The organism is Bifidobacterium castoris (assembly GCF_003952025.1).
Classification (GTDB): Bacteria; Actinomycetota; Actinomycetes; order Actinomycetales; family Bifidobacteriaceae; genus Bifidobacterium; species Bifidobacterium castoris.
On the sequence record NZ_QXGI01000002.1, the window covers coordinates 399,618 to 421,376 of the forward strand.

The window sequence follows — 21,759 nt, forward strand, 5'->3', positions numbered from 1 at the left end:
TCAGCCTACTCGCACGATGGTAACTGAGGGGCGCCGCGGGCGGACCCCGACGAGCGGGAACGCCGCCCCGCGCGCGTGTCAGCGCCGCCGTATGCACCGGTGACATCTCATAGGTCAGGATGGGCGCCTGCGGTGGACGGGGTTCCGATACACTGTTGTTATTCGCGTGCGTTACCGGGAGACGTGCTCGTTGCGGCCATTGCCGAACGCCGCCGAACCACGATGTCGACGATGCCCCGGCATCGCAACGGGACGGCCATGCCGCGCCAGACACGGCGGCCGTCCGGCCGACCAGGAAAGGGAAAACACGATGAGCAACCCCAATTCGCCGTACGATCCGGCTGGACAACCGCAGAACAATCAAGGCTATCCGCAGGCCCCCGACCACCCCGGTTACGAGAGCACGCGTTCGGCGGCCCAGGAGCCGACGCAGGCCTATGGCGCGCCCGCAGCCGAACCGATGGCCTATGGCAGCTACGACGAGACGCAGGCCTATACGCCGTCCGCGCCGCAGGTGAACCAGACGCAGCCGATGCCGTCCTATCAGGAGCCGCAGGCTGCGCCGTTTGAAGGCCAGCAGCCGCGCACGAGCGAATTCGACGGCGCCGCGCAGGCGCAGCCGACGCAGGCCTTCGACTATGGCCAGATGCCGCAGTCGCCGTACGGCGCGCCGGCCCCGGTCCCGACGCAGCAGCAGGGCGGCGGATACCCCGGCGGCAACGAATACGCCGGCGGCAACGGCTATGCGCCGGCGAACGGCTACGGCCAGCAGCCGGCCGCCGCCTATGGGGCCCCCGGCCAGTTGCCGCCGCAGATTCCGCCGGACGCCAACGCGCCGTTCAACGGCCAGCAGCCGCCGAAGAACAGCAAGACGCCGATCATCATCGTCAGCATTATCGCCGCGGTGCTGCTCATCGCCTGCATCGTCTTCGCCGTCATCGCGCTCAACAAGGACGACGACAGCAAGCCGGCCGAGTCGCCAAGTTCGACATACAGCCAGACGACATCGCCGAAGGCGACCGATGACCCGACCGACGACCCCTTCGATGACCCGACCGATGACCCGACCGACGACCCCGATGAGCCGCTCAGCGGCAACAGCCTCGGCAGCGACGTCCTCGAACAGGAGCTGCGCAACGGCAAGACGCTCGAGCAGGCCTTCTCCAACCCGCAGGTCAAGAAGCAGCTCGAGGAGGCCATCGAGCAGTCCTCCGGCGACACCGAGGGCATGGCGTTCGACGTGTCCGCGAAGGGCAACACGCTCGTCTATGCGATCAGCTTCACCGATTCGTCCTATGACGGCTACGCCAGCATCTACACGACGATGATGGACGGCCTTATGTGCTCGCCGATGAGCGAATTCGCCAAGCAGCTCGAGGACCAGTACGATCTGAAGGACGCGAAGGTCGAGTTCATCCTCGAGGATTCGACCGGCAAGAAGATCCTCGACGAGACCTACGGTTCGCAGTCGGAATGCAAGGTGACGAGCGAGGACTACGACTCGTTGCTCAACAACGATTGAAGGACGATGACAATCGACGGACGTCGATGAACATGGGAACGCCGCGTGCACCACGCGGCGTTCCCGTCTATTGTGGAGACGATGCGTGGCGCCGACCGGCGCCGGGGATACGCGCACGCGCGCGAGAAACGAGGAGATGATGAGCCAGAACAACCCGTATATGAACAACCCGTACGCGGGCGGCGGCGCGCCGGCGCCGAACTACCAGCAGCCGCAGTACCCGAACTACGAGCCGCAGCAGCCGCAGTACTACGCCGCGCCGTCGTCGAAATGGAACGGCATGGCGATCGCCGGCTTCGTCTGCTCGTTCTTCTTCTCGCTCATCGGCCTCGTGCTGAGCATCATCGGCTACTCGCAGACGAAGAAGAGCGGCGAACGCGGCGGCGACTTCGCGCTCGCCGGCATCATCATCTCGGCCGTCTCACTCGCGCTGAGCATTCTCGCGATCATCCTGTTCTTCGTGATCTTCGGCACCGTCATCACGGCCGCCACCATGCAGTGAGGGCGCCGATGAGCGCTCCGATGACCCCGGCGCCGCAACCGACGCGGCAGCCGATGTACTATGCGCTGGAACCGCGCACGCCGCAGCCGCAGATGGATATGCGCATCGCGAAGGCGCGCCGTGCCGCGTCGTCCCTCGGTGTCGGATTCACGTTCATCATCGTCATCTGGTGCGCGATCACGCTGCTGCTGCAGTCGGCATTCATGTGGCTGCGCAGCAGCATGGCCGGCTGGATGGCGATCGCGATCTCCGATTTCGCGCTGTGCGTGTGCGCGATCCCGATCGGCTACCAGCTGCTGCGCAACACGCCGCTGCTGACGCCGCGCCGCTTCGGCCTGCGCTTCTCGCAGTGGTTCGTCTATCTGCTGATGTGCCTGCCGATCATCTGGGTCGGCAACCTGCTCGGCACCGCCCTGTCCGCGCTGCTGTCGTCGGGGAAGGCCGACAACCGCATCACGCAGATGATGAGCGGATCGAACTGGTTCGTCATGGTGATCGCGACCGTCGTCGTCGCGCCGCTCGTCGAGGAGTGGCTGTTCCGCAAGCAGATCATCGGCCGCCTGCGCCGCTACGGCGAAAAACCGGCGATCGTCCTGTCCGCGTTGTTCTTCGGCCTGTTCCACCTCAACCTGTACCAGTTCTTCTACGCCTTCGGCCTGGGGCTGCTGTTCGGCTACGTCTACACGCGTACGAGCCGGCTGCGCTACAGCGTCGCGCTGCATATGGCCATCAACGCGAACAGCGCCATCGTCGGCACGTCGTTGCTGGCCCGCTACGAGCGCATCATCGCGAAACCCGACCTGCTGAGCCGTCCGCACACCGGCGACGTCCTGTTCATCGTCGGCATGGCGCTGTATCTCGTGCTGATGTTCGCCGGCGTCATCGCCGGGTTCGTGCTGCTCATCCGCAGGCGACGCCGCTTCCGCTTCTACACGGCGCCCGACGAGCTGCCGCGCGGTGCGGCGATGCCGGCCTTCTTCGGCAACGCCGGCGTCATCGTCTTCCTCGTCGCCGGCACGCTTGCGATGACGCTGCTGTAGCCGCGGGCCCGTCAGCGGGCGGCGGCGTCCTTCGCGGCGACCGAGCCGGAGGCGGCCAGATCGGTGAACATCGACGACGCGCTCACGTCGCGCGCGATCGCGTCGGTCACCGCCGACAGCGCGACGCCCGGCTTCGCGTAGGCGATGATGTTGCCGGTCGTGCCTGCCGGCGAAAAACCAGTGAAACGGATCAGCGGCTTGGGGGACTCGCAGATCAGGTCATGCGCCGACTCGTCGATTTTGCCGAGCAGCTCGTCGGTCAGCTTGTCCATGTCGACGCCCGGCTTCGCCGTGAACGGGATCGTCACCTGCGATTCGTTCGTCGACAGGTACTTCTCGAGCGCCGTCGTGTTGAGCACCGAATTCGGGATCATCAACGTGTTGCCGTTGCGCTCGCGCACGACGGTCTGCCGCCACGTGACGTCGGTGACGGTGCCGGTCACGCCGGAGATCGAGACGACGTCGCCCGGCTGCAGCACATGCGAGAACATCAGCTGGAAGCCGCCGATCGTGTTCGCGATCGAATCCTTGAGGCCGAGCGAGATCGCGAAGCCGCCGATGCCGAGCGCCGTGAACAGGGTGACCGGGTTGACGCCGAAGACCGGTTTGAGCACGATCGTCACGGCGAGCGTCCAGATGAGGATGCGCGAGAGGTTGATGAAGATCGACGCGTTCGGGATCTGCGAGCGACGCAGCACTTTATTGAGCACGCGCGACGTAATTCGCGCCGCGATCATCGCGGCGACGGTCACGATGACGACGAGGATGATTTTGCCGCTGTTCGCGCGCAGCCAGTCCAGTACGATGTCCATGACGCTCCCGGAAGAATCGGATCGGTGGCCGCCGGTCGGCGGCACCGCCATCATAACGGCAGCACGGGAACCGCGACGAACGTGGCCCCGACGCCGGTCAGGTCGTCGGGGCCACGCGCGGAAGGGTCAGGCGTCCGGCTCAGCGGTAACGGTCGCCGGGCGCGATGAAGCTCGGCGCATGGCTGTGGACACGGTGGTAGCCGAGCACCATGCGCCGCCAGTAGGACATCGGATCCTCGTCGGCCATCGTCAGGAACAGGCCCATCACGAGGATCGCGACGTCGCTGTCGAGCAGGTCATCGACGGTGATGTTGTTGCGTTGCTGCGGCCAGTTGTACAACAACGACAGGATGCCGCCGACGCAGAAATCGACGAGCATCCTCGTCTTCGGATCGATCGAGACCGTGTCGGAGCCGACGATCGTCAGCAGCGTCATGCGCAGGAAGTCGCGCAGCGAGTCGACAAGCTCGGCGGAGCTGTGCGAGCCGACGAGCAGCGACAGACGGTTGAGATGCTGCAGCTGCTCGGGGTCGTTGAGCAACCGGACGCAGAAATGGCGCCACTCGACGTTCGGGTCGTTGTTCGGATGCGTGTAGAGCGGCAACGGCAGCCGCTCCACCTCGTGCAGGATCGCCGAATCGGCCAGTTCGGGCAACCCGGAGTAGTGGTAGTAGAAGGAGTTGCGGTTCACCTGCGCCGTATGCACGACGTCGGTCACCGTGATCTTGTCGTAATCATGGTCCTCGAGCAGCGTCCAGAAGGCGTTCTCGAGCCGATCCTTGGCGGGGAGGATCTCTGAATCACGACGAGGCCTAGACATGCGTTCCGCTCCTTCGGATTGGTTCGATCGCGTCGATCGATGCGGCGGCCCATGCACCGTGTGCCTTTCGGGGCCATGTGTCGCGTGCGAGACGGCGCGCGGGACGGTCCCCGCGCTCCTTCGTTGTCTACCAGTGTATAGGCACGCGATCGTGATCTGGCCGGGCGATGGCTGCTGGCGAAAAACGGGGGAAAAAACGGACCGGCGGCGATCAATGGTGGAACGTGGCGGTGGCGAGCATCCACAGCGCCTGGTTGATGTACCGGCGCTCCTCGCTCGTCAGACCCACATACCGGCCGAGCATGCCGGGGATGACGCGCGGGCCGGCCTTCATCAGTTCGGTCGTGCTCTTGTATCCGCTCGACGTCAGCACGCGGAACAGCGCTTCGACGCCATGCTCGCGCTGGCGCTGCGTCATGCCCGACAGCCACGAGTTGAGGGCGTCGTTGAAGGTCCTCGAGCTTTCGGACAGGCCGTCCTCGGCGATGTCGAAGTCGTCTCCGTGCATCCGCCAGCTGTAGCAGGAATGCTGGGCCAGCCCGTCCGCGTCCGACCTGACGACGACGAGACGCTCGTTCGGCGACTCGTTGAGCAGCATGCCGATGATCGACGAGTCGGGGACGACCTTCGTAATGCGGTTGATGACGGTGCCGTACTCGTAGCTGTGCACGACGTCGGACGGGAATCCGGGGCCGTCGAAGGAATAGATGTGGCGGATGCGGTCCTTGACGTCGTCGCGCGCGTTCATCGCCGCGTACACGGAGACGTTGCCGCCCTTCGAATGCCCGGTGAGGATGATGTCGCCGTCCCACAGCGCGGCCACCTTCTCAAGGTAGTCGGCCGCCTGCTTCTGCGCCGGCACCGGATACTGGTAGGCCATGTTGAAGTCCTCCTTCCAGCCGACGAGGGAATCGTCGGTGCCACGGAAGGCGATGACGAGCTCGCCGGTCGGCAGCCGGAACGTCAGCGCGGCGAACTGCGTCTGCGCGGCCTCGTCGAAACGTTCCTCCGCCGCCGAGACACGCACGACCGAGAAGCGCGGATTCGCGGCGGTCGAACGGTAGAACTCGTGCGATTCGCGCGGGTCGCCGAAACCCGAGTGCTTCGCGATGTACGGGTGGAGGGTCTCGTACTCGCCGAGCTCATGCTCGATCTGGCGCAGCGCGGGGCCGTCGAACGGGGCGCGCACGAGCGCGCGCATCGAATGGGAGAGCCGGTGCCAGTCAAAGGAACGCAGGCGCCTCGACAGGCTTCCATAGCGCCGTTCGAGCGCCGCGAGCGTCGGCACGTCGGAGGGGATCCGGTCGTAGCTCAGCAACGCGAACACGAGCGCGTCGGCCGTATGGAACGGCCATTGGGAGAAATCCCGCGTCTCCGTGCGCGCGTAGTCGAGAATGCTACCCATGCCGACCTTCCCGGAACGTGCCGCCGCGGCCGTCCCCAACCCATTGTACGGCGGACGGCCGCGGACGGGCGCGCGATTGCGGCGGGCGGAAGTCAGCCGCCGTAGACCTCGGACACGAACTCGCGCAGCCGCTCGACGCCGCGGCGCACCTGGTCGGTCTCCAGGCAGTAGGAGATGCGCAGATAGCCGGGCATGCCGAAGGAATCGGAGGGCACCATGTACAGGTCGTAGTCCATCGCCTTGCGCGCGAACGCGTTCGCGTCCTCCTCGAGCGCCTTCGGGAAGATGTAGAAGGTGCCGCCGGGACGCTGCACCGTGAAGCCGAGGTCGACGAGCACGTCGTAGATGATGTTCATGTTCGTCTCGTAGATCGACAGGTCGCTCGTGTCCTCAAGCACGCGCGCGACGGCGAGCTGCATCGACGACGACGGGCAGTTGTGGCCGATCGTGCGGCTGATCTGCGCGAACATCGGCACAAGCAGGCCGGCGTCGCTCGCGCGCGGGTTGACGGCGACGTAGCCGATGCGCTCGCCCGGCAGCGACAGCGACTTCGAGAACGAGTAGCAGGTGAGCGTGTTGTCGTAGAAGCGCGCCGGATACGGCTGCTCGGCGCCATCGAAGACGATCTCGCGGTACGGCTCGTCGGAGATCAGGAAGATGTCATGGCCGAACTCGCGCTGCTTGGCGCGCAGCATGTCGGCGAGCGCCTCGAGCGTCTCGGCGGAGTAGACGGTGCCCGACGGGTTGTTCGGCGTATTGATGAGCACGGCCGCGACCTTCGGGTTGAGCGCGCGTTCGAACGCGTCGAAATCGATCTGGAAGCGCTCCGTGTCCGGCGGCACGACGGTCAATGCGGCGCCGGTGCCCTCGACGTACGGCCGGTATTCGGGGAAGTATGGCGCGAAGGTGACGATCTCGTCGCCCGGCTTCGTCACCGCGCGGAACGCGTGCGCGAGCGCGCCGGTCGCGCCGGCGGTCGGGAACAGGTGCGCGGCCTCGTAGTCCATGCCGAAGCGGCGGTTGAGCGAATCGGCCATCGCCTGGCGCACCGACAGGATGCCCGTCGACGGGCTGTAGCCGTGCAGCACGTGCGGCGGCTCGGTGGCGTAGAGGTCGAGCATCGCGTCGGTGAACTGCGACGGGCACGGGACGTTCGGGTTGCCGATCGAGAAGTCGAAGACGTGGTCCGCGCCGATCTCGCGCTTGCGTGCGCTCGCGCGTTCGCTGATCGAACGGATGACGGATTTCTCGTTGAGCATGTCCTTGTAACGGTCGTTGATCATGGGATCCTTTCGGAGCGGACGGGAAGGGGACGAGGCCAGCGTACGCCGCGGTCATGTCGCGCACGTTGCGCCGGCGGCCGGCTCAGCGCGACGCGCGGCGCGCGCGGTACTTCGCGAACTGCGCGCGGACCTCCTTGAGCACATGCGGGTCGTGCGCGGTGCGCATCTGCGGGTAGGCGTCGATGAGGCGGCGCTGCTGCAGGTTGAACAGGTCGTGCACATGCGTCGAGAACTGCTCGCTCGTGTCCTTGACGGCCTCGCCGGCATCGCGCACCTTCGCGCCGACGCGCGTGCCGAGGCCGTTGGTGGACGCGTTGAAGCGCGCCTCGGCGGCCTCGATGCGCTCGTCGGCGGCCGTGATGCCGACGTCGATCCTCGCGATGCCGCGCCGCTTGAGCGCCTTGATGTCCGATTCGACGCGGCCGAGACGGCCGTTCATGCTGATCAGGCCGGCGAAGGTGATCACGGCGTCGACGAGCGTCAGCGCGAGCAGCGTCGTCGCGACGGCGATCAGCGTCGCCGGGGGAACCCCGTCGAGCGCGGCGAGGACGTGCGGCTGCACCCACAGTTTGATGACCGTGCAGCCGAGGCCGAAGAAGATGAAGCCGTTGAGATAGACGCGGCCGTTGATGTTGAACGGTTTGTCCGAATAGTCCCACAGCCGCATGTGGAACAGCTTCTCGATGCCCCACGACGTGAGGTATTCGAGCGTGCACGCGAGGACGCCGCTGCTGAGGAAGACGGCGAGGAACGAGTGCTCGCCGGGCAGCCCGTAGACCGCGAGCATCGCGCCGAAGCCGTAGATCGGGCACAGCGGCCCGTTGAGGATGCCGCGGTCGACGAAGCGCCGCTTCATGACGATGTTGAGGCAGGTCTCCCACAGCCAGCCGACGAAGCTGTACAGCAGGAACCACAGGAAGACCTTGTCGAAGGCGAGGATCACGTGCGTCATGGACACCACGGTAGCGCATCGTGCGCCGCGGCGGCGGTTCTCACGTGCTGGGACGGCGGTGAAGGCGCACCTCGACTGCGCTACACTGACGAAACCATGGAAAGCGCGCCACAGCGGTGGCGCAGGCGCAATGCGCTCTGAGGGAGGCATGTGCTGCGGGCGACGAGGTCTCGCAGACGATCGGTCCGGTGACGGACGTCGAGAGCGCCGCGGACGCAGCAGACGACGACGGCCGGACATGGACCGGCGGGAAGGAGCATACGCGACGTGTTTGGATTCGGCAGGAAGAAGGACAAGGCGAAGCGCGGCGCCGAAGCCGCGGCGCAGCCCATGCAGCCGCCGCGGCCGCAGGGCGGCGCCGCGGTGCCGCCGCCGGCCCCGGCGAACGGCCACACGAACGGCCCGGTGCGGCTCATCGATCCGGTGCCCGGGCAGCCGCAGGACATGCGCGTCGGCATCGTGCAGGCGCTCGAGCAGCCCGAAGGCGGCCGGGGGTACATCGTCGAGCTCACGCCGGCCGGCCAGATGAACATCCTCGCGTGGATCGCCGACGACGACGCCGTGCATCCGACCGCCACCGTGCTCGCCGAGAAACCGTCCACGGCGGGCGTCGAACTCAAGTTCGACCCGTGGAACGAAGGCAACGACCGCATCGGCGCGATCTTCATCTGGGACACCGAGCATGGCTTCCAGGGCGACGACCCCGACATCCCGATCTGCATCGGCGAATACATGGTCGACGCCGACGGCGCCGTCCTGATCGCCCAGTGCTCCTTCGACGCCGGCGCCTACGCGCGCACGCCGCATCCGCGCGCCGAGGCGGTCGCCGCATGCTGGCTGCTCGCGCGCCGCCTGCCGGCGCTGCGCGGCGAGCGGATCACGACGAGCTCGGGCCGTTTCGTCGACCTCTTCGACCAGATCGAGAAGATGCCGCTGCCCGACGCGGTCGACATGATCATCCACCGCGGCACGTCGAACACAGGCCGCGTCACGCAGATCGAGCGCGCGCTCGCGCGCCAGCTCGTCGAGATCGGCGCGCCGCAGCTGCGCGCGATCGCCGCGAACACCGAGCTCGGCCTGCGTCGCCTCGGCACGAACGGCCAGTTCTGGATCAACTTCGACCAGAACGCCGTGCAGGGACTGCAGCGCGATCTCGTCATCGCCGTCGAAGGCGCGTTCAACCGCCTCGTCGACGCGCGCAACGCCGCCGCGCACCGCGACAACGACATCGCGTTGCTTGCGACGCTCGACGAACGCACGACCGGCTTCGTGTTCCGCTCCGCCTTCGTCCACTGGGGCGAGCATGCGCGCTTCACGCGCGGAGAAATCGGCGCGCGCAACCCGTACATGGAGCTCTACGACGCGCGCGCCAAGCGCGGCGGCGCATGGGAGTCGCTGACGCGATTCGGCAACGTCGCCGAACGGCTGCGGCTGCCGTTGCGCCTCCAGTACGGCGTCGACGTCGACAATGAGTCCGGCGTGATGGCGATCGCGTTCAACGCGCCGACGGCGATGGGGTTCCCGGCCTCGCGCGTCGACAACGACGGCGTCTGGCGCGACGTGCGCGACACGCGCGGTGCGCAGGCCTCCGTCTACGTGCTGCGGCTCGCCGGTCTGCTCGCCTATGTCGGCTTCTCGTCGAGCATCGCGACGACGTCGGTGACGATCACGGCGCGCGCCGGCACGCTCACCGGCACGCCGGTGCTGTCGATGCGTTTCGAGCGCATGGCCTTCTACGGCGACGTGGTGCCGCGCTATCTTGGCGGCGACATCGACGACGACGCCTTCGACTTCGATCCGGCCGCGCTGCTGCGGCTGCTCGCGCCGTCCGCGCAGGCCGTAGACCTCGGCGACGACCTCGGCTTCAGGGGCGTCACGCCGCTGCCGCTGCCGGAGGCGATCAAGGCGCACCGCGTGCCGCTGTGGAAGGACATGCGCGAACTGCCCGCCGACCTCGGCGTTCGGCTGCGCGCCGATCGCGCGTGCGAGCTCGACGTGCTGCACGATGACGCGCCGATCTCGATCGCCGACGTCGAGAAGATCATCAACGACAACGAGGATTCGCCGGTATCCGCCGCGATCGAACTCGAATCGGTCGTCATGGAACTGTCGAAGTCGCTGCCGCAGGAGACGCCGGCGTTCCGGCCGCTGTACTGCAACAACCAGGGCGAGCGCGAACTCGTCACGCTCGCCGACGACGACGATCCGCAGGCGCATGCGGACGGCAGGCCGAGCGTCGACCCGTCGGCGATCCGGTACTTCAAGGTGCCGGACGCGCTGTTCCGCGCGCTGGCCGAACTCGCGCGCATCAGCATCGCCAACGGGCAGTTCGACAAGGCGAAGGAGCTGCTCGCGCGCGTCCACCACATCGGCAAGCTGTCGATCCCGCCGTACATCAGCGAATCGGCGATGTATGTGGACGGCGCCGAACCCGACTGGGCCAAGGACGCCGACGTGCTGACGAAGGCGCTGCCGTACGCCGTCGAGCCCTGCGACGTCGCCGTGCTCTACTACCGCCTTGCCTACGCGATGCGCAACCTCGGCAAGGCCGACCTGTCCGCCGCCTGCTACGCGATGACGCTGACGATACCGGTGCGCTGGCTGCGCGACACGGCGCTCGAGGAGCTGAGCGAGCTGCTCGACGGCGACCTGAACCGTGCGCCGGCGATCGAGGACGCCAAGCAGCTGCTGCGCGCGAACGGCATCCCGGTCGTGCCGTCGCACGGCCTGATGCATCTGCTCGCGCGCAACACGATCGACCTCGTGGACGCCGGCTTCCCGAAGGCCGCCGGCATCGGCGTCCGGCTGCTCGCGGCCGCCGAACGCGACGACACGCTCGACTGGCTCGGCGGCACATTGCTCCACGGCACCTACGGCGAGGACGAACTCGGCGACGAGTGAGCCCGCGCCGGCCCTTCGGCCGCATGACGGCCGAAGACGCATGACGACCAAGACCCGCAACGACCCCAGCAACGACCAAAGGACGCAACGATGACGCAGATGAACGGCACGAACGGTTTCACCGTGCCACCGATTCCGCCGGCGCCGGGATCCGGCGCCCCGACGCCGCCGCCGATGCCGACGCCGCAACAGGCCGCGCCGCCGCAGCCGCAGCAGCCGACGTCCGCGCGGCATGCGGCGCACCCGATCCATCAACTGGACGGCCGCGGACGCACCGACCGGCTGCCGACGCTGCCCGGACAGCCGCAGGGGCGCCGCTACGCGGTGACGACCGCGCTGCCGCAGCCGGAGCAAGGCCTCGGCTACGTCGTCGAGGAAGTCGACGGCGGAGTGCGGGTCCTCGCATGGATCCGCGACGACATGAAGGTGTTCACGACCGATGACGTCCTCGACGACGATTCCGCCGGCGCGCTGCGCGCCGACCGCGCCGACGTGCACTTCGACAAATGGGATGCGGACGACGACGACTACACCGGACCGATGCGCGTGCGCAGCATCTTCGAGCCCGGCCATGGCGTCAGCTTCGGCGAATACCGCAGGCAGGACGACGACGTGACGATCCTCGCGGCGGCGCTCGACCTCGGCCCGTTGACGAGCGGCGCCCACCCGCGGGCCGTCGTCCTCGCGGCGGGATGGCTGCTCGCGTACCATGTCCCGACGCTCGCCGGCCGCCGTCCCGGCTCCGGTCTCGGCCGCATCTTCGACGAGTTCATGCGGGTGACGCGCGAGCCGGTCGCCGACGCCGTCGACGCGATCGTCTGGAAGGGCGCCGTGAACGCGGCCACGGCGGCGCCTACCGACCGTTTCGCCGCGCGCGAGCTCATCGAGGCGGGCGCGGCCGCGCTGCGTCCGGTCAGCGCGCGCGAATCGGTGCGCTTCATCATCGTCGAGGACACGAACCTGTTCTGGGCCGTGTTCAACGGCGACATGCCGACCGCCGACCGGCACGCGGTGCTCGCCATCGAATCCGCGCTCAACCGCCTCGGCGCCGTGCGCCGCGTGGCCGACGCGAGGGACAACGAGAACGGCTTCGTCACGACGCTCGACGAGGCCGGATGCTACGACGCGGTGCGCCGTCGCGACCACGTCTGGTCGCAGCACATCGAGCATGTGCTCGACTACACGGACGTCAACAACCGCTTCGCGCGGATCAACGACGCGGCGGCCGCGCCGGGCGGCATGTGGGACACGCTGACGCGCTTCATCACAATCGGCGAATCGCTGATCCTGCCGCACCGCTTCGAATACCGCGCCGACGTCAACACGGACACCGGCGAGATGGCGATCATCTTCTCCGCCCCCGACGAAACGCAGTTCCAGTCGAGCGACTGGCGCGACGGCCATGTCGTCGACGTGCGCGCCATGCGCGCGGCGCACGCCGCGACGTACGCGCTCGAACTCGCCGGATTGCTCGCGCAGATCGCATTCACGGCCGGACCGTCCGTCAACGCCGTCACCGTCACCGGCTACCGCGGCTCGCTGTACAAGACCGAGGATCCGGTGCTTTCGTTGAGCTTCGATCGCGCGCGCTTCACGACGAACGTACTGCCGCGCTACCGTGACGGCGTCTTCGACGACGCGGCGCTCGACGACGATCCGGCGCGCGTCCTGCCGATGCTCGAACCGACGGCCTTCGCGCTCGCCTTCAACGCGCGTCGAGGCCTCGACGTCATCACGCCGCTGCCGGTGCCGCAGTCGCTGCTGGCGAACCGCACGCCGCTATGGACGGACACGCGTCCGCTGCCGCCGCGACTGTGCTCGCTGCTGCGCGCCGACCGCGCGCAGGACCTCGACATCCTGCATGACGACGCTTCGATCAAGGGATCGGAGGTCATGGATCTGCGTCAAGGCAACGAGAAGGACACGCCGATCGGCACGTCGATCGAACTCGAATCGGTCATCATGCAGATCGAGATGAGCGAGCAGGCGCCGGCGAACCAGCGGCCGCTCTACTGCGAGAACCCGACGCAGCGTCTGCTCGTCTCCCTCGTCGACGACGGCCCGGACACGCGCTACTGGAAGGCTCCGGACGCGCTGTACAACGCGCGCGTCGGACTGACGCACATCTACCGCGACGACGGCGATCACCAGGCCGCCGTCGCGCAGGCGCAGGCGATGGAACGCATCGCGCCGACCTGCGCGGCCGCGTATTTCGAGGAGGCGGTCGTGCATGCCGACAGCGAGGACTACGAGGCCGCGGCGCGCGTGCTCAAGTCCGCGCTGACGATCGCCGTCGACCGCGACGACGTCGACTTCGTATACTACCGCCTCGCCTACGCGTTGTGGAATACCGGCGATCGCGAATCGGCGGCCGCCTGCTATGCGATGCGCACGCTCGACAGCGCCTCCTATGCGCCGTCCGCGCGCCGCGAGGTCGCGCAGCTGCTCGCGCAGCTCGGCTGGGACAAGCTGCCCGACCACGACCAGGCGGTCGCCAGGCTGCGGGAGGTCGACATCCCGGTCGCCCCGCAGGTGCGCGCTCTCGATGTGCTCGCCGAGGCGGCGATGGGACTCGTCGACGCCGGATTCCCGTGCGCGGCCGACGCGGCCGCCGGCATCCTCGCGAACTCGGTCGAAGGCGACGTGCTGCGGCTGCTGCGCCAATGCCTGCGCTACGGCGTGCTCAACGCCGACGACGTGCTCGCGGCCGAACGCGGCGAGTGACGCGCCGATAGACGCTGAGAGACGCCGATAGACGAAGGCGGGCGGGGACCACAGGTCCCGGCCCGCCTTCCTTGCATGGGTGGATTTTCAGGGAAGGTCAATCGGCGAGGCGCTCCTTGATGAACGCGGTCGCCTCGTCGTAGGACGGGCAGACGGGCACGCCGTCCGCGTTGTGCGCGATCGACAGCGCGGCGGCCGCGTTCGCGATCTGCACGCTCGCCTCGAGGTCCCAGCCTTCGGCGAGCAGCGCGCACAGCGCGCCGGTGTGCACGGGGCCGGCTGAGCGGATATGCGTCGCCTTCGTCGGGAAGCCGTCGATGTGCATGACGCCTTCGCCGTGCTGGCGGATCCATGCGCCTCGCGAACCGGCTCGCAGCACGATCGGCGCGTGCAGCACGTCGCTCAGCGCCGTGCACAGTTCGTGCATCGATTCGTCGAAGCCGCCGGAGACGCGCAGCGTCGGCGTCTCGTCGATGCTGATCGACAGCCGTTCGGCGAGCGAATACGCCTGCTGGCGGTTCATCGACCAGATCGGGCGCGCGAGGATCAGCGTCTCGAGCAGCTGCGCGTTGACGAGACGCAACGCGCTCGTCGAATTGAGCACGATGCGGAAATCGCGCGTCTGCGGCTGGCATTCGGGGCGCGACAGGAACTTGTGGACGGCGGTCGCGCCGTCGTTCATCAGCGCGTTGCTGCCGATGTGGACGACGTCGCCCTTCTGCGGATGGACGTTCCTGTAGGCGTCCGCGTCGCCGCGCGACTCGGCGCCGTGATGCGCGACATAGGATTTCGCCTCGCCGTCGGACAGGATGATGCGCATGCCGTTGTCCTGATTGGGCAATGTGCGGCCGGTATGGGTGATGTGCGCGCGGCGCAGCGCATCCGCGATGCAGTCCGCCCACGGGCCGGTGCCCATCATGCTCGCCAACTCGGTGCGCGCGCCCATGCGTCCCGCCGCGGCGAGCACCTGGAAGCTGCCGCCGATCGAACGGGACACGGTGCCCGCCTCGACGAAGCGGCCGGGCTGCGGCATCTCCGGCACGCGCATCAGCATATCCACCCAGGTCTGGCCGAGGGAGACGACGGTCGGTTCATGGTCGCGCTGCGCGCGGATCTTGTTGACGATGTCACTGAGCATGACTGGTTCCTTTCTCGTTGGCGGCCCCGCACGTTTTCCGCATTGCGAATGCGCGTCGGCCTCACTGCCTCTTCCTCACGTTCCTCCTGCAGTACCCTCTCCCAGTACTTGCCCGACGCCTGCCGGCGTCGGCGGCGGCCCCCAGAGAAGACGCTCTGGTTACGATTGTAGACGCTGTGCGCGGGAACGGCGCGCGGATCGGTGCGGATGCGGACGCATGCACGGCGCAATTGTGAAAGAAGCACGGGGAAAGTGGCGTTGTCCGGCATCTGGTTGTATCATTGGGAAGTTGTGTGTGACGGCGTACGTTCTTGTATGCACGCAGCCGCACGCAGACTTGCAAGTCAACAGTAATTTATAGGGAGTCCATTATGGCAGCTCGTTGTGCAGTGTGTGGCAAGGGCCCGCGTACGGGTTATTCCGTGTCGCACTCGCATATTCGTAACAAGCGCCGCTTCCTGCCGAACCTCCAGCCGGTTCGCACCACCGTGGACGGTCAGAACGTCCGCCTTCGCGTGTGCGCGAAATGCCTCAAGGCAGGCAAGGTTCAGCGTGTGAGCGCCAACTGATATGCATTGAACCATGCGGAACGCATGAGGGAGCCCCGTCGGAAGAGTCCAGCTCGTCCGACGGGGCTTCTCGTTGCTTGGTGTATTGGGCGTGGGGCGCCGCGGCCCCCGCATGCCGGTCGCCCTGCCGCCGCGGCACGTTCCATCGGCGGCGTTGATGGTTTGTTCCGGCAACGGGCCAATTCGCGGGGGCGGTTCGTCGGGCATGTCGATGGTGCGGGACGGAAAGTGGCTGGTTTGCGGGATGGTTCGTCGGCGCTCTCGGCGGATCAGGACGCTGCGGGGCGGCCTGTCGGCGGTGCCGACGGATTGGGACGGAATCGGTCCGGTTCGTGGGTGGACTCGTCGGCTGGTTCGATGGATTGGCCCGGAACAGGACGACCCGGCGGGACGCGCTGTGGCGGCTCGTCCGCGCGCGTGCGACAATGGGGGACTATGAGTACCGTGACCGTGGAATCACCGCTGGCGTCGTTGCTGACGAACAAGCGGCGCGTCAGCGCGCTCAAGGCGCTCGGCGTCACGACGGTCGGCGAGGCGCTCAGCTACTATCCGTTCCGCGTGACCGAGCCGGTGCCGGTGCGTGCGCTCGGCGACGTGCGCTTCGGCGAGAGGATGGCCTGCCCGGTCGTCGTGCGCGGCGTACGCGTCGCGCCGATGAGCTCCCGCGGCTCCTACCGCCTCGAGGTGCTCGTCGACGACGCCGACTACGCGCGCGACCATCGGCAGCGCCCGGCCGCCGCCAACCTCGTCTTCTTCGCCCACCGCAAGTCGTACATCGACTGGATGGCGTCACGGCTGACGACCGGCATGCGCATCGTCATCGCCGGTGAACCGAGCGTGTTCAACGACCGCCTGCAGTTCACGCATCCCGAAATCCTGACCGTCGCCCCCGACGAGCCGACGCCCGCGCCGGCGCAGCTCGCCTTCGACGAGCCGACGCCCGCGCGCGGTACCGGCCGTCCGCGCAACACGCCCGCACGCACGCTCAAATACGACGTCGACTCCGTCGCGCAGGGCCTTGCCCGCGTCTGCCGTCCGCGCCCGGTCTACCATGCGAACTCACGCATTTCGAGCGAACACATCCATGAGACGATCCTCGCGCTGCTGCATATGCTCGCCGGCGAGGAACCGCAGTCGGCCGCCGAACCTTCCGATGACGCGCCGGTACGCTCGCTGTGGGACGACGGCGACCGTGTGCGCGCCGCGCTCGAACGGGCGATCCCGGACGTGCTGCCGGAACAGGTGCGTGCCGAACTCAATCTGATGCACCGCGCGCAGGCCTTCTGCGCGATCCATGACCCCGACGCCGTCGCCGACTTCCGCCATGCGATCCGGACGATGCGCTACGAGGAGGCCTTCGTCTGCCAGTGCGCGCTGCTGATGGCGCGCGACGCGGCGAGCGCGAGCGAGGCCTTCCCCTGCGGCGATGTCGCGTTGCGCGACGACTACATCGCCGCGCTGCCGTTCCCGTTGACCCATGGCCAGCGTGACGTCATCGACCGGATCGGCGTGGACATGCGCGCCGACCATCCGATGCAGCGGCTGCTGCAGGGCGAGGTCGGCTCCGGCAAGACCGTCGTCGCCGTCGCCGCGATGCTGCAGGCCGTCGGCTCCGGCCATCAGGCCGTGCTCGTCGCGCCGACGCAGGTGCTCGCCGAACAGCACCACCAGTCGATCACCGCGTCGGTCGGCGCGTCGGACGCCGATGTGCCGGTGCTGCTGCTCACCGGCGGCATGAAGCTCGCCGCGCGCCGCCGCGTGCTCGCGAAGGCCGCGAGCGGCGAGCCGTGCATCGTCGTCGCGACTCACGCCGCGTTCTCGAAGTCGTTCCAGGCGCCGAACCTCGCGCTCGCCGTCATCGACGAGCAGCACCGCTTCGGCGTCGAGCAGCGCGAGACCCTGCGCGGCAAGTCGGAGCGCGACCCGCATCTGCTCGTCATGACGGCGACGCCGATTCCGCGCACTGCGGCGATGACGTGGTTCGGCGACCTCGACATCTCGTGGCTGACCGAACTGCCGGGCGGCCGCCGGCCGATCCGCACCTTCATCGTGCCGGAGGACGACGGCAAGCTGATGTCCGACATGTTCTGGCATCTGCGTGCGCGCATCGACGCCGGCGAGCGCGCGTACATCGTCTGCCCGCGCATCGACGTGCCGGAGGACGACGGCGCGGCCGCCGCCGACGATGACATGCAGGTCGTCGAACTCGGTGACGACGCCGACCATCCGCGCCCGCCGCTGCGTTCGGTGGAGGAGATCCGTGAACGATTGCAATCGCTGCCGCAGTTCCGCGGCGTCGCGATCTGCACGCTCACCGGTCGCGACGACGACAAGACGAAGCAGCGCGTCATGGAGGAGTTCGCGGGCGGCGCGACGCCGGTCATGGTCGCGACGACGGTCATCGAGGTCGGCGTCGACGTGCCGCAGGCCAGCTGCATCGTCATCTTCGACGCCGACCGCTACGGCCTGTCGCAGCTGCATCAGCTGCGCGGACGCGTCGGCCGAGGCGGAACCGACGCGTGGGCGTTCCTCGTTTCGCGCGCCGAAGCGGGGTCGATCGCCGAGGAGCGGCTGCAGGTCATCGCCGATTCGCTTGACGGAGCCGACATCGCCGCCAAGGATCTCGAGTTGCGCGGCGCCGGCGATGTGCTCGGCGACGCGCAGTCGGGCGGCAAGTCGAGCCTCAGGCTGCTGCGCGTCGTCAAGGACGCGCCGATGATCGCCGACGCGCGTGAGCGCGCGCAGAGGCTGCTCGACGCCGATCCGACGCTCGACGGGCATGTGCAGCTCGCCGGCGCCGTCCTCGATTTCACGCGCGGCAACGAGAGGTTCCTGACGAGCAACTGAGTGCGAGCGGCGCCCACGGCGAATGCCAGAAGACGATCACCGGACGGCAAGGTCACTGTGAAGAACGGTTCGATCTTCAAACTCAAGGGCGGCGAGACGGCAGGCCGTGCACGGCCTGCCGGCCGGCGCGAAGTCCACGGTGGCGCAAACCGGCAGGCCCACGGCGGCGCAGGCTCGTCGGTCGACCATGACGGCGCGTCCGGCGACATCGAACGCAGCGGGGACGACCAAACTCGGCTTCGTCAACGCCTATACGCCCGATCCGACGACGCCTGCGATGACGAACACCTTCGGAGGCGGCGGCATCCCCGTCGACGCCGAACCGACCGTGCAGCCAGCCGACTTCATGAACGCCTTCCTGCGCATGGACCGCATGGCGATGGGCGGGCGGGGCGCTAGGCTCGAAACCATGCATGTCATCACCGGCAGATTCAAAGGCGCACCGCTCACGACGCCGCTTTCCGTGACGCGACCGACGACCGACCGCACGAAGGAGGCGTTGTTCTCACGCCTCGAATCGCGCGGCCTGCTGCAGGACGCGCGGGTGCTCGACCTCTTCGGCGGCACCGGCGCGCTCGGCATCGAGGCGCTGAGCCGCGGCGCGCGCGAACTCGTCGTCGTCGAGGCGAACGCGCAGGCGGCGAAACTGATCGCCGGCACGTTGACGGCGCTCAAGCGGCACCACGGATGGGAAGAGGGCATGGACGCGCATGTCGTGCGCGCGAAGGCCGAACGCTACGCGGCGAAGGCGAAGGTCGACGCACCCTTCGACCTCGTGCTCATCGACCCGCCGTACATGTTCGCGACCAACGACTGCGCACGGCTGCTCGACGACCTCGTCGGGCGAGGATTGGTGGGGCAGTACGGCGCGATCGTCCTCGAACGCTCGAAGCGCACAGCGCCGCCGACGCCGCCCGCCGGATGGGTCGAGGACGATCGGCGCGACTACGGCGAGACGACCGTGTACACGTATCGTTCAAACGACTACGAACGGCTCGTCGACGCACAGCGCGCCGATTGAGGCGGCCCAGCGCCGGGATGGCTCAGCCGAGTCGGCGCGGATGAGCGCCGGAGACCTCCCAGCCGAGCGCCATCAGCGTCTTGCGGTCGGCCTTGCCGAGCGCCGCGCAGTCAAGACGCGCGATCAGATCAGGCCGGAGCCGCGACGTTTTCCCGAGCGCCTCGTCGCGCCGGAAACGGTCGACCTTGCCGTGGTCGCCGGAGATGAGCACCGGTGGCACCGCCATGCCGCGCCAGGTGGCCGGCTTCGTGTACTGGCTGTGCTCGAGCAGCGCGTTCGCGCCGGTGTATGACTCCTCGACGATCGAGTCGGCGTTGCCCATGAATCCGGGCAGCAGCCGCGTGATCGCCTCAAGCATCACCGAGACGGCGACCTCGCCGCCGTTGAGCACGTAGTCGCCGATCGAATACTCGCGCACGTCGACGCCGCGCTCGCGGTAGTACTGCGGGATGCGCGCGTCATAGCCCTCGTAGCGGCCGCAGCCGAAGACGAGATGTTCGGCGTGCGACAGCTCGGTCGCGCACTGCTGCGTGAACAGCGGCGCCGACGGGTTCGGGAAGATCAGCACCGGGGAGCCGGGGGAGGGCGCGGCGTCCGCGTCCGCCGGAGCGTCCACCGGGACGTCGAGCAGCTCGTCGAGGCATTCGGCCCACACCTCGGGCTTCATCACCATGCCGGCGCCGCCGCCGACCGGCGTATCGTCGACCGACTGGTGCACGTCATGCGTCCAGTCGCGCAGGTTGTGCACGCGTACCGTGACGAGCCCGCGTTCCATCGCCTTGCCGAACAGGCTCAGGTTGAGCACGTCGAAGTACTCGGGGAACACGGAGACGATGTCGATGTCCATATGGCTCCTTGCAGTGTTGGGTCACGGTGTCGGGATCACAGCTTCGCATGCCCCGGCCGTAATGGGCGCGGCCGGGGCATGCGAAGCACAGTGGGGGGGGGTCAGATGCCCGGGATCAGGCCGCCGGGAGGATCGATCGTCAGATAGCCCTCCTCGAGGTCCACGTCGGGCACGAGTTCGATGACGAAGGGCACGAGCGCCGTCTTCTCGTCGCCGACCGGCTCGGCCAGACGGATCTTGAGCAGCCACTGCGCGCCTTCGGTCATGTCGACGACCTTGCCGAGGACACGGCCGTCCGGCGCGAGCCGCGCCTCGAGGCCGACGATGTCCTTCGGATAGAACTCGTCCTCCTCGAGCTCCCACGGCTCCCCATAGAGGATCGTGCCGTTGAGCGCCTCGGCCGCGTTGCGGTCGTCGATGCCTTCGAGCTTGATGTACCAGCGGTTCCTGAACGTGCGTGCGCCTTCGACGACGTATTCGTCCTCGGCGTCCTTCGTGAACAGCGGCGAGCCGGGGGCGAAACGCTCCTCGGGTTCGTCGGTGAACAGCTGCACGCTCACTTCGCCTTTGAGTCCCTGCGCGCGTCCGATACGACAGACCCTCAGCAGCTCGGGCTGTTGAGGGTCCATCGGTGAAGATTCATGATTCACTTGCGCACATCCATGATGTCGACGCGCACCTTGTGGTCGGCCATCGCCTGCACCACGGTGCGGATCGCGTTGGCGGTGCGGCCGTTGCGGCCGATCACACGCCCGATGTCCTCAGGATTGACGCGTACGCGAATCAGCTCACCACGCGCGTTCTCATGGGACTTGACCGAGACGTCGTCAGGGAAATCGACGATGTTCCTAATCAGATGTTCCACGACTTGAGCAAGCATGATCAGACGGCTTCCGGAGCGGACTCTTCAGGATCGGCGAACTCGACCTTCTCGTCGGCCTTCTGCTCGGCAGCGGCGTCCGGGTCGGTGGCGGCCTCGTTGGCCTTGAGCTCGGCTTCGGCCTTCGCGGCCTTGAGCTTCTGCGCCTTCGTGTCGGCCTCTTCGATGAGCGTGGCCGCATCCGGCTTCGCGGCGGCGGTCTTCAGCGTGCCCTCGGCGCCCTTGAGGCCCTTGAACTTCTGCCAGTCGCCGGTGATCTTGAGCAGGTTGCGGACCTGGTCGGTCGGCTGCGCGCCGACGCCCAGCCAGTACTGCGCGCGATCGGAATCGATCTCGATCGTCGAAGGCTGCGTGTTCGGGTTGTACAGGCCGATCTCCTCGATGGCCTGGCCGTCGCGCTTGTTGCGCGAATCCATGATGACGACGCGGTACACGGCATAGAACTTCTTGCCCATACGCTTGAGACGAATCTTGGTTGCCAAAACGGCTCTCCTTG

18 protein-coding genes are annotated in these 21,759 nt (G+C 67.7%); 8 read left to right on the forward strand and 10 right to left on the reverse strand.

Features of this window, described 5'->3' with window-relative positions; translation table 11 throughout:
* Window positions 1–310: 310 nt before the first annotated feature.
* The 3 genes from D2E22_RS03870 (at window position 311) to D2E22_RS03880 (ending at window position 3,064) form a co-directional block, all read left to right on the forward strand.
* Window positions 311–1,522: a DUF4854 domain-containing protein gene (locus D2E22_RS03870; RefSeq protein WP_126031795.1), complete on the forward strand. Its 1,212-nt coding sequence runs from the start codon at window positions 311–313 to the stop codon at window positions 1,520–1,522.
* 85 nt (window positions 1,523–1,607) lie between these two features.
* A complete protein-coding gene (locus D2E22_RS03875) occupies window positions 1,608–2,024 on the forward strand; it encodes a DUF4190 domain-containing protein (RefSeq protein WP_126031796.1) in 417 nt (138 codons plus the stop codon).
* A gap of 8 nt (window positions 2,025–2,032) precedes the next feature.
* Window positions 2,033–3,064, forward strand: coding sequence for a CPBP family intramembrane glutamic endopeptidase (locus tag D2E22_RS03880; RefSeq protein ID WP_126031797.1), 1,032 nt, complete (start codon window positions 2,033–2,035; stop codon window positions 3,062–3,064).
* Window positions 3,065–3,075: 11 nt separating this feature from the next.
* Here the strand turns inward: D2E22_RS03880 and D2E22_RS03885 are convergent, their stop codons facing one another.
* The 5 genes from D2E22_RS03885 to D2E22_RS03905 form a co-directional block, all read right to left on the reverse strand.
* Window positions 3,076–3,876, reverse strand: a complete 801-nt coding sequence (locus D2E22_RS03885; RefSeq protein WP_126031798.1) for a mechanosensitive ion channel family protein — start codon at window positions 3,874–3,876, stop codon at window positions 3,076–3,078.
* Window positions 3,877–4,015: 139 nt separating this feature from the next.
* Complete coding sequence (locus tag D2E22_RS03890; protein WP_241218162.1) at window positions 4,016–4,696, reverse strand: TetR/AcrR family transcriptional regulator; 681 nt, start codon at window positions 4,694–4,696, stop codon at window positions 4,016–4,018.
* A gap of 211 nt (window positions 4,697–4,907) precedes the next feature.
* Window positions 4,908–6,101: a DUF2974 domain-containing protein gene (locus tag D2E22_RS03895; protein WP_126031799.1), complete on the reverse strand. Its 1,194-nt coding sequence runs from the start codon at window positions 6,099–6,101 to the stop codon at window positions 4,908–4,910.
* Between the two features lie 92 nt (window positions 6,102–6,193).
* The gene (locus tag D2E22_RS03900) at window positions 6,194–7,384 is read right to left on the reverse strand and encodes a pyridoxal phosphate-dependent aminotransferase (protein ID WP_126031800.1); all 1,191 of its coding nucleotides are present in this window, start codon (window positions 7,382–7,384) and stop codon (window positions 6,194–6,196) included.
* An 82-nt stretch (window positions 7,385–7,466) separates the two neighbouring features.
* Window positions 7,467–8,336, reverse strand: a complete 870-nt coding sequence (locus D2E22_RS03905; RefSeq protein ID WP_126031801.1) for a putative ABC transporter permease — start codon at window positions 8,334–8,336, stop codon at window positions 7,467–7,469.
* Between the two features lie 267 nt (window positions 8,337–8,603).
* Here D2E22_RS03905 and D2E22_RS03910 point away from each other — a divergent pair, with 267 nt between their 5' ends.
* On the forward strand, window positions 8,604–11,237 hold the full coding sequence (locus tag D2E22_RS03910) for a tetratricopeptide repeat protein (RefSeq protein WP_126031802.1): 2,634 nt from the start codon (window positions 8,604–8,606) through the stop codon (window positions 11,235–11,237).
* A gap of 90 nt (window positions 11,238–11,327) precedes the next feature.
* Complete coding sequence (locus D2E22_RS03915) at window positions 11,328–13,961, forward strand: tetratricopeptide repeat protein (RefSeq protein WP_126031803.1); 2,634 nt, start codon at window positions 11,328–11,330, stop codon at window positions 13,959–13,961.
* A 97-nt stretch (window positions 13,962–14,058) separates the two neighbouring features.
* Here the strand turns inward: D2E22_RS03915 and D2E22_RS03920 are convergent, their stop codons facing one another.
* The gene (locus D2E22_RS03920) at window positions 14,059–15,099 is read right to left on the reverse strand and encodes a PfkB family carbohydrate kinase (protein ID WP_126031804.1); all 1,041 of its coding nucleotides are present in this window, start codon (window positions 15,097–15,099) and stop codon (window positions 14,059–14,061) included.
* Between the two features lie 371 nt (window positions 15,100–15,470).
* On the opposite strand from D2E22_RS03920, the gene rpmB reads away from it, so the two are divergent.
* From rpmB to D2E22_RS03935, 3 genes are all read left to right on the forward strand, one after another.
* The gene (gene rpmB, locus D2E22_RS03925) at window positions 15,471–15,668 is read left to right on the forward strand and encodes a 50S ribosomal protein L28 (protein ID WP_081663964.1); all 198 of its coding nucleotides are present in this window, start codon (window positions 15,471–15,473) and stop codon (window positions 15,666–15,668) included.
* A gap of 435 nt (window positions 15,669–16,103) precedes the next feature.
* Window positions 16,104–18,515, forward strand: coding sequence for an ATP-dependent DNA helicase RecG (locus D2E22_RS03930; protein ID WP_164518403.1), 2,412 nt, complete (start codon window positions 16,104–16,106; stop codon window positions 18,513–18,515).
* Window positions 18,516–18,924: 409 nt separating this feature from the next.
* Entirely contained in the window at window positions 18,925–19,536 is a 612-nt protein-coding gene (locus tag D2E22_RS03935) for an RsmD family RNA methyltransferase (protein WP_126031863.1), read from the forward strand.
* Window positions 19,537–19,558: 22 nt separating this feature from the next.
* Here D2E22_RS03935 and trmD read toward each other — a convergent pair whose 3' ends face one another.
* The 4 genes from trmD to rpsP all read right to left on the reverse strand — a co-directional run bounded on the left by trmD (window position 19,559) and on the right by rpsP (window position 21,745).
* The gene (trmD, locus tag D2E22_RS03940) at window positions 19,559–20,383 is read right to left on the reverse strand and encodes a tRNA (guanosine(37)-N1)-methyltransferase TrmD (RefSeq protein ID WP_126031806.1); all 825 of its coding nucleotides are present in this window, start codon (window positions 20,381–20,383) and stop codon (window positions 19,559–19,561) included.
* Window positions 20,384–20,484: 101 nt separating this feature from the next.
* Window positions 20,485–21,012 carry a ribosome maturation factor RimM gene (rimM, locus tag D2E22_RS03945; RefSeq protein ID WP_126031807.1) on the reverse strand — a complete coding sequence of 176 codons (528 nt, stop codon included), beginning with the start codon at window positions 21,010–21,012 and terminating at the stop codon, window positions 20,485–20,487.
* Window positions 21,013–21,029: 17 nt separating this feature from the next.
* Complete coding sequence (locus tag D2E22_RS03950; protein WP_095613013.1) at window positions 21,030–21,263, reverse strand: RNA-binding protein; 234 nt, start codon at window positions 21,261–21,263, stop codon at window positions 21,030–21,032.
* Between the two features lie 2 nt (window positions 21,264–21,265).
* Window positions 21,266–21,745 (reverse strand): 30S ribosomal protein S16, encoded by a 480-nt coding sequence (gene rpsP / locus D2E22_RS03955; RefSeq protein ID WP_126031808.1) that lies wholly within the window; start codon window positions 21,743–21,745, stop codon window positions 21,266–21,268.
* Between the last annotated feature and the right edge of the window lie 14 nt (window positions 21,746–21,759).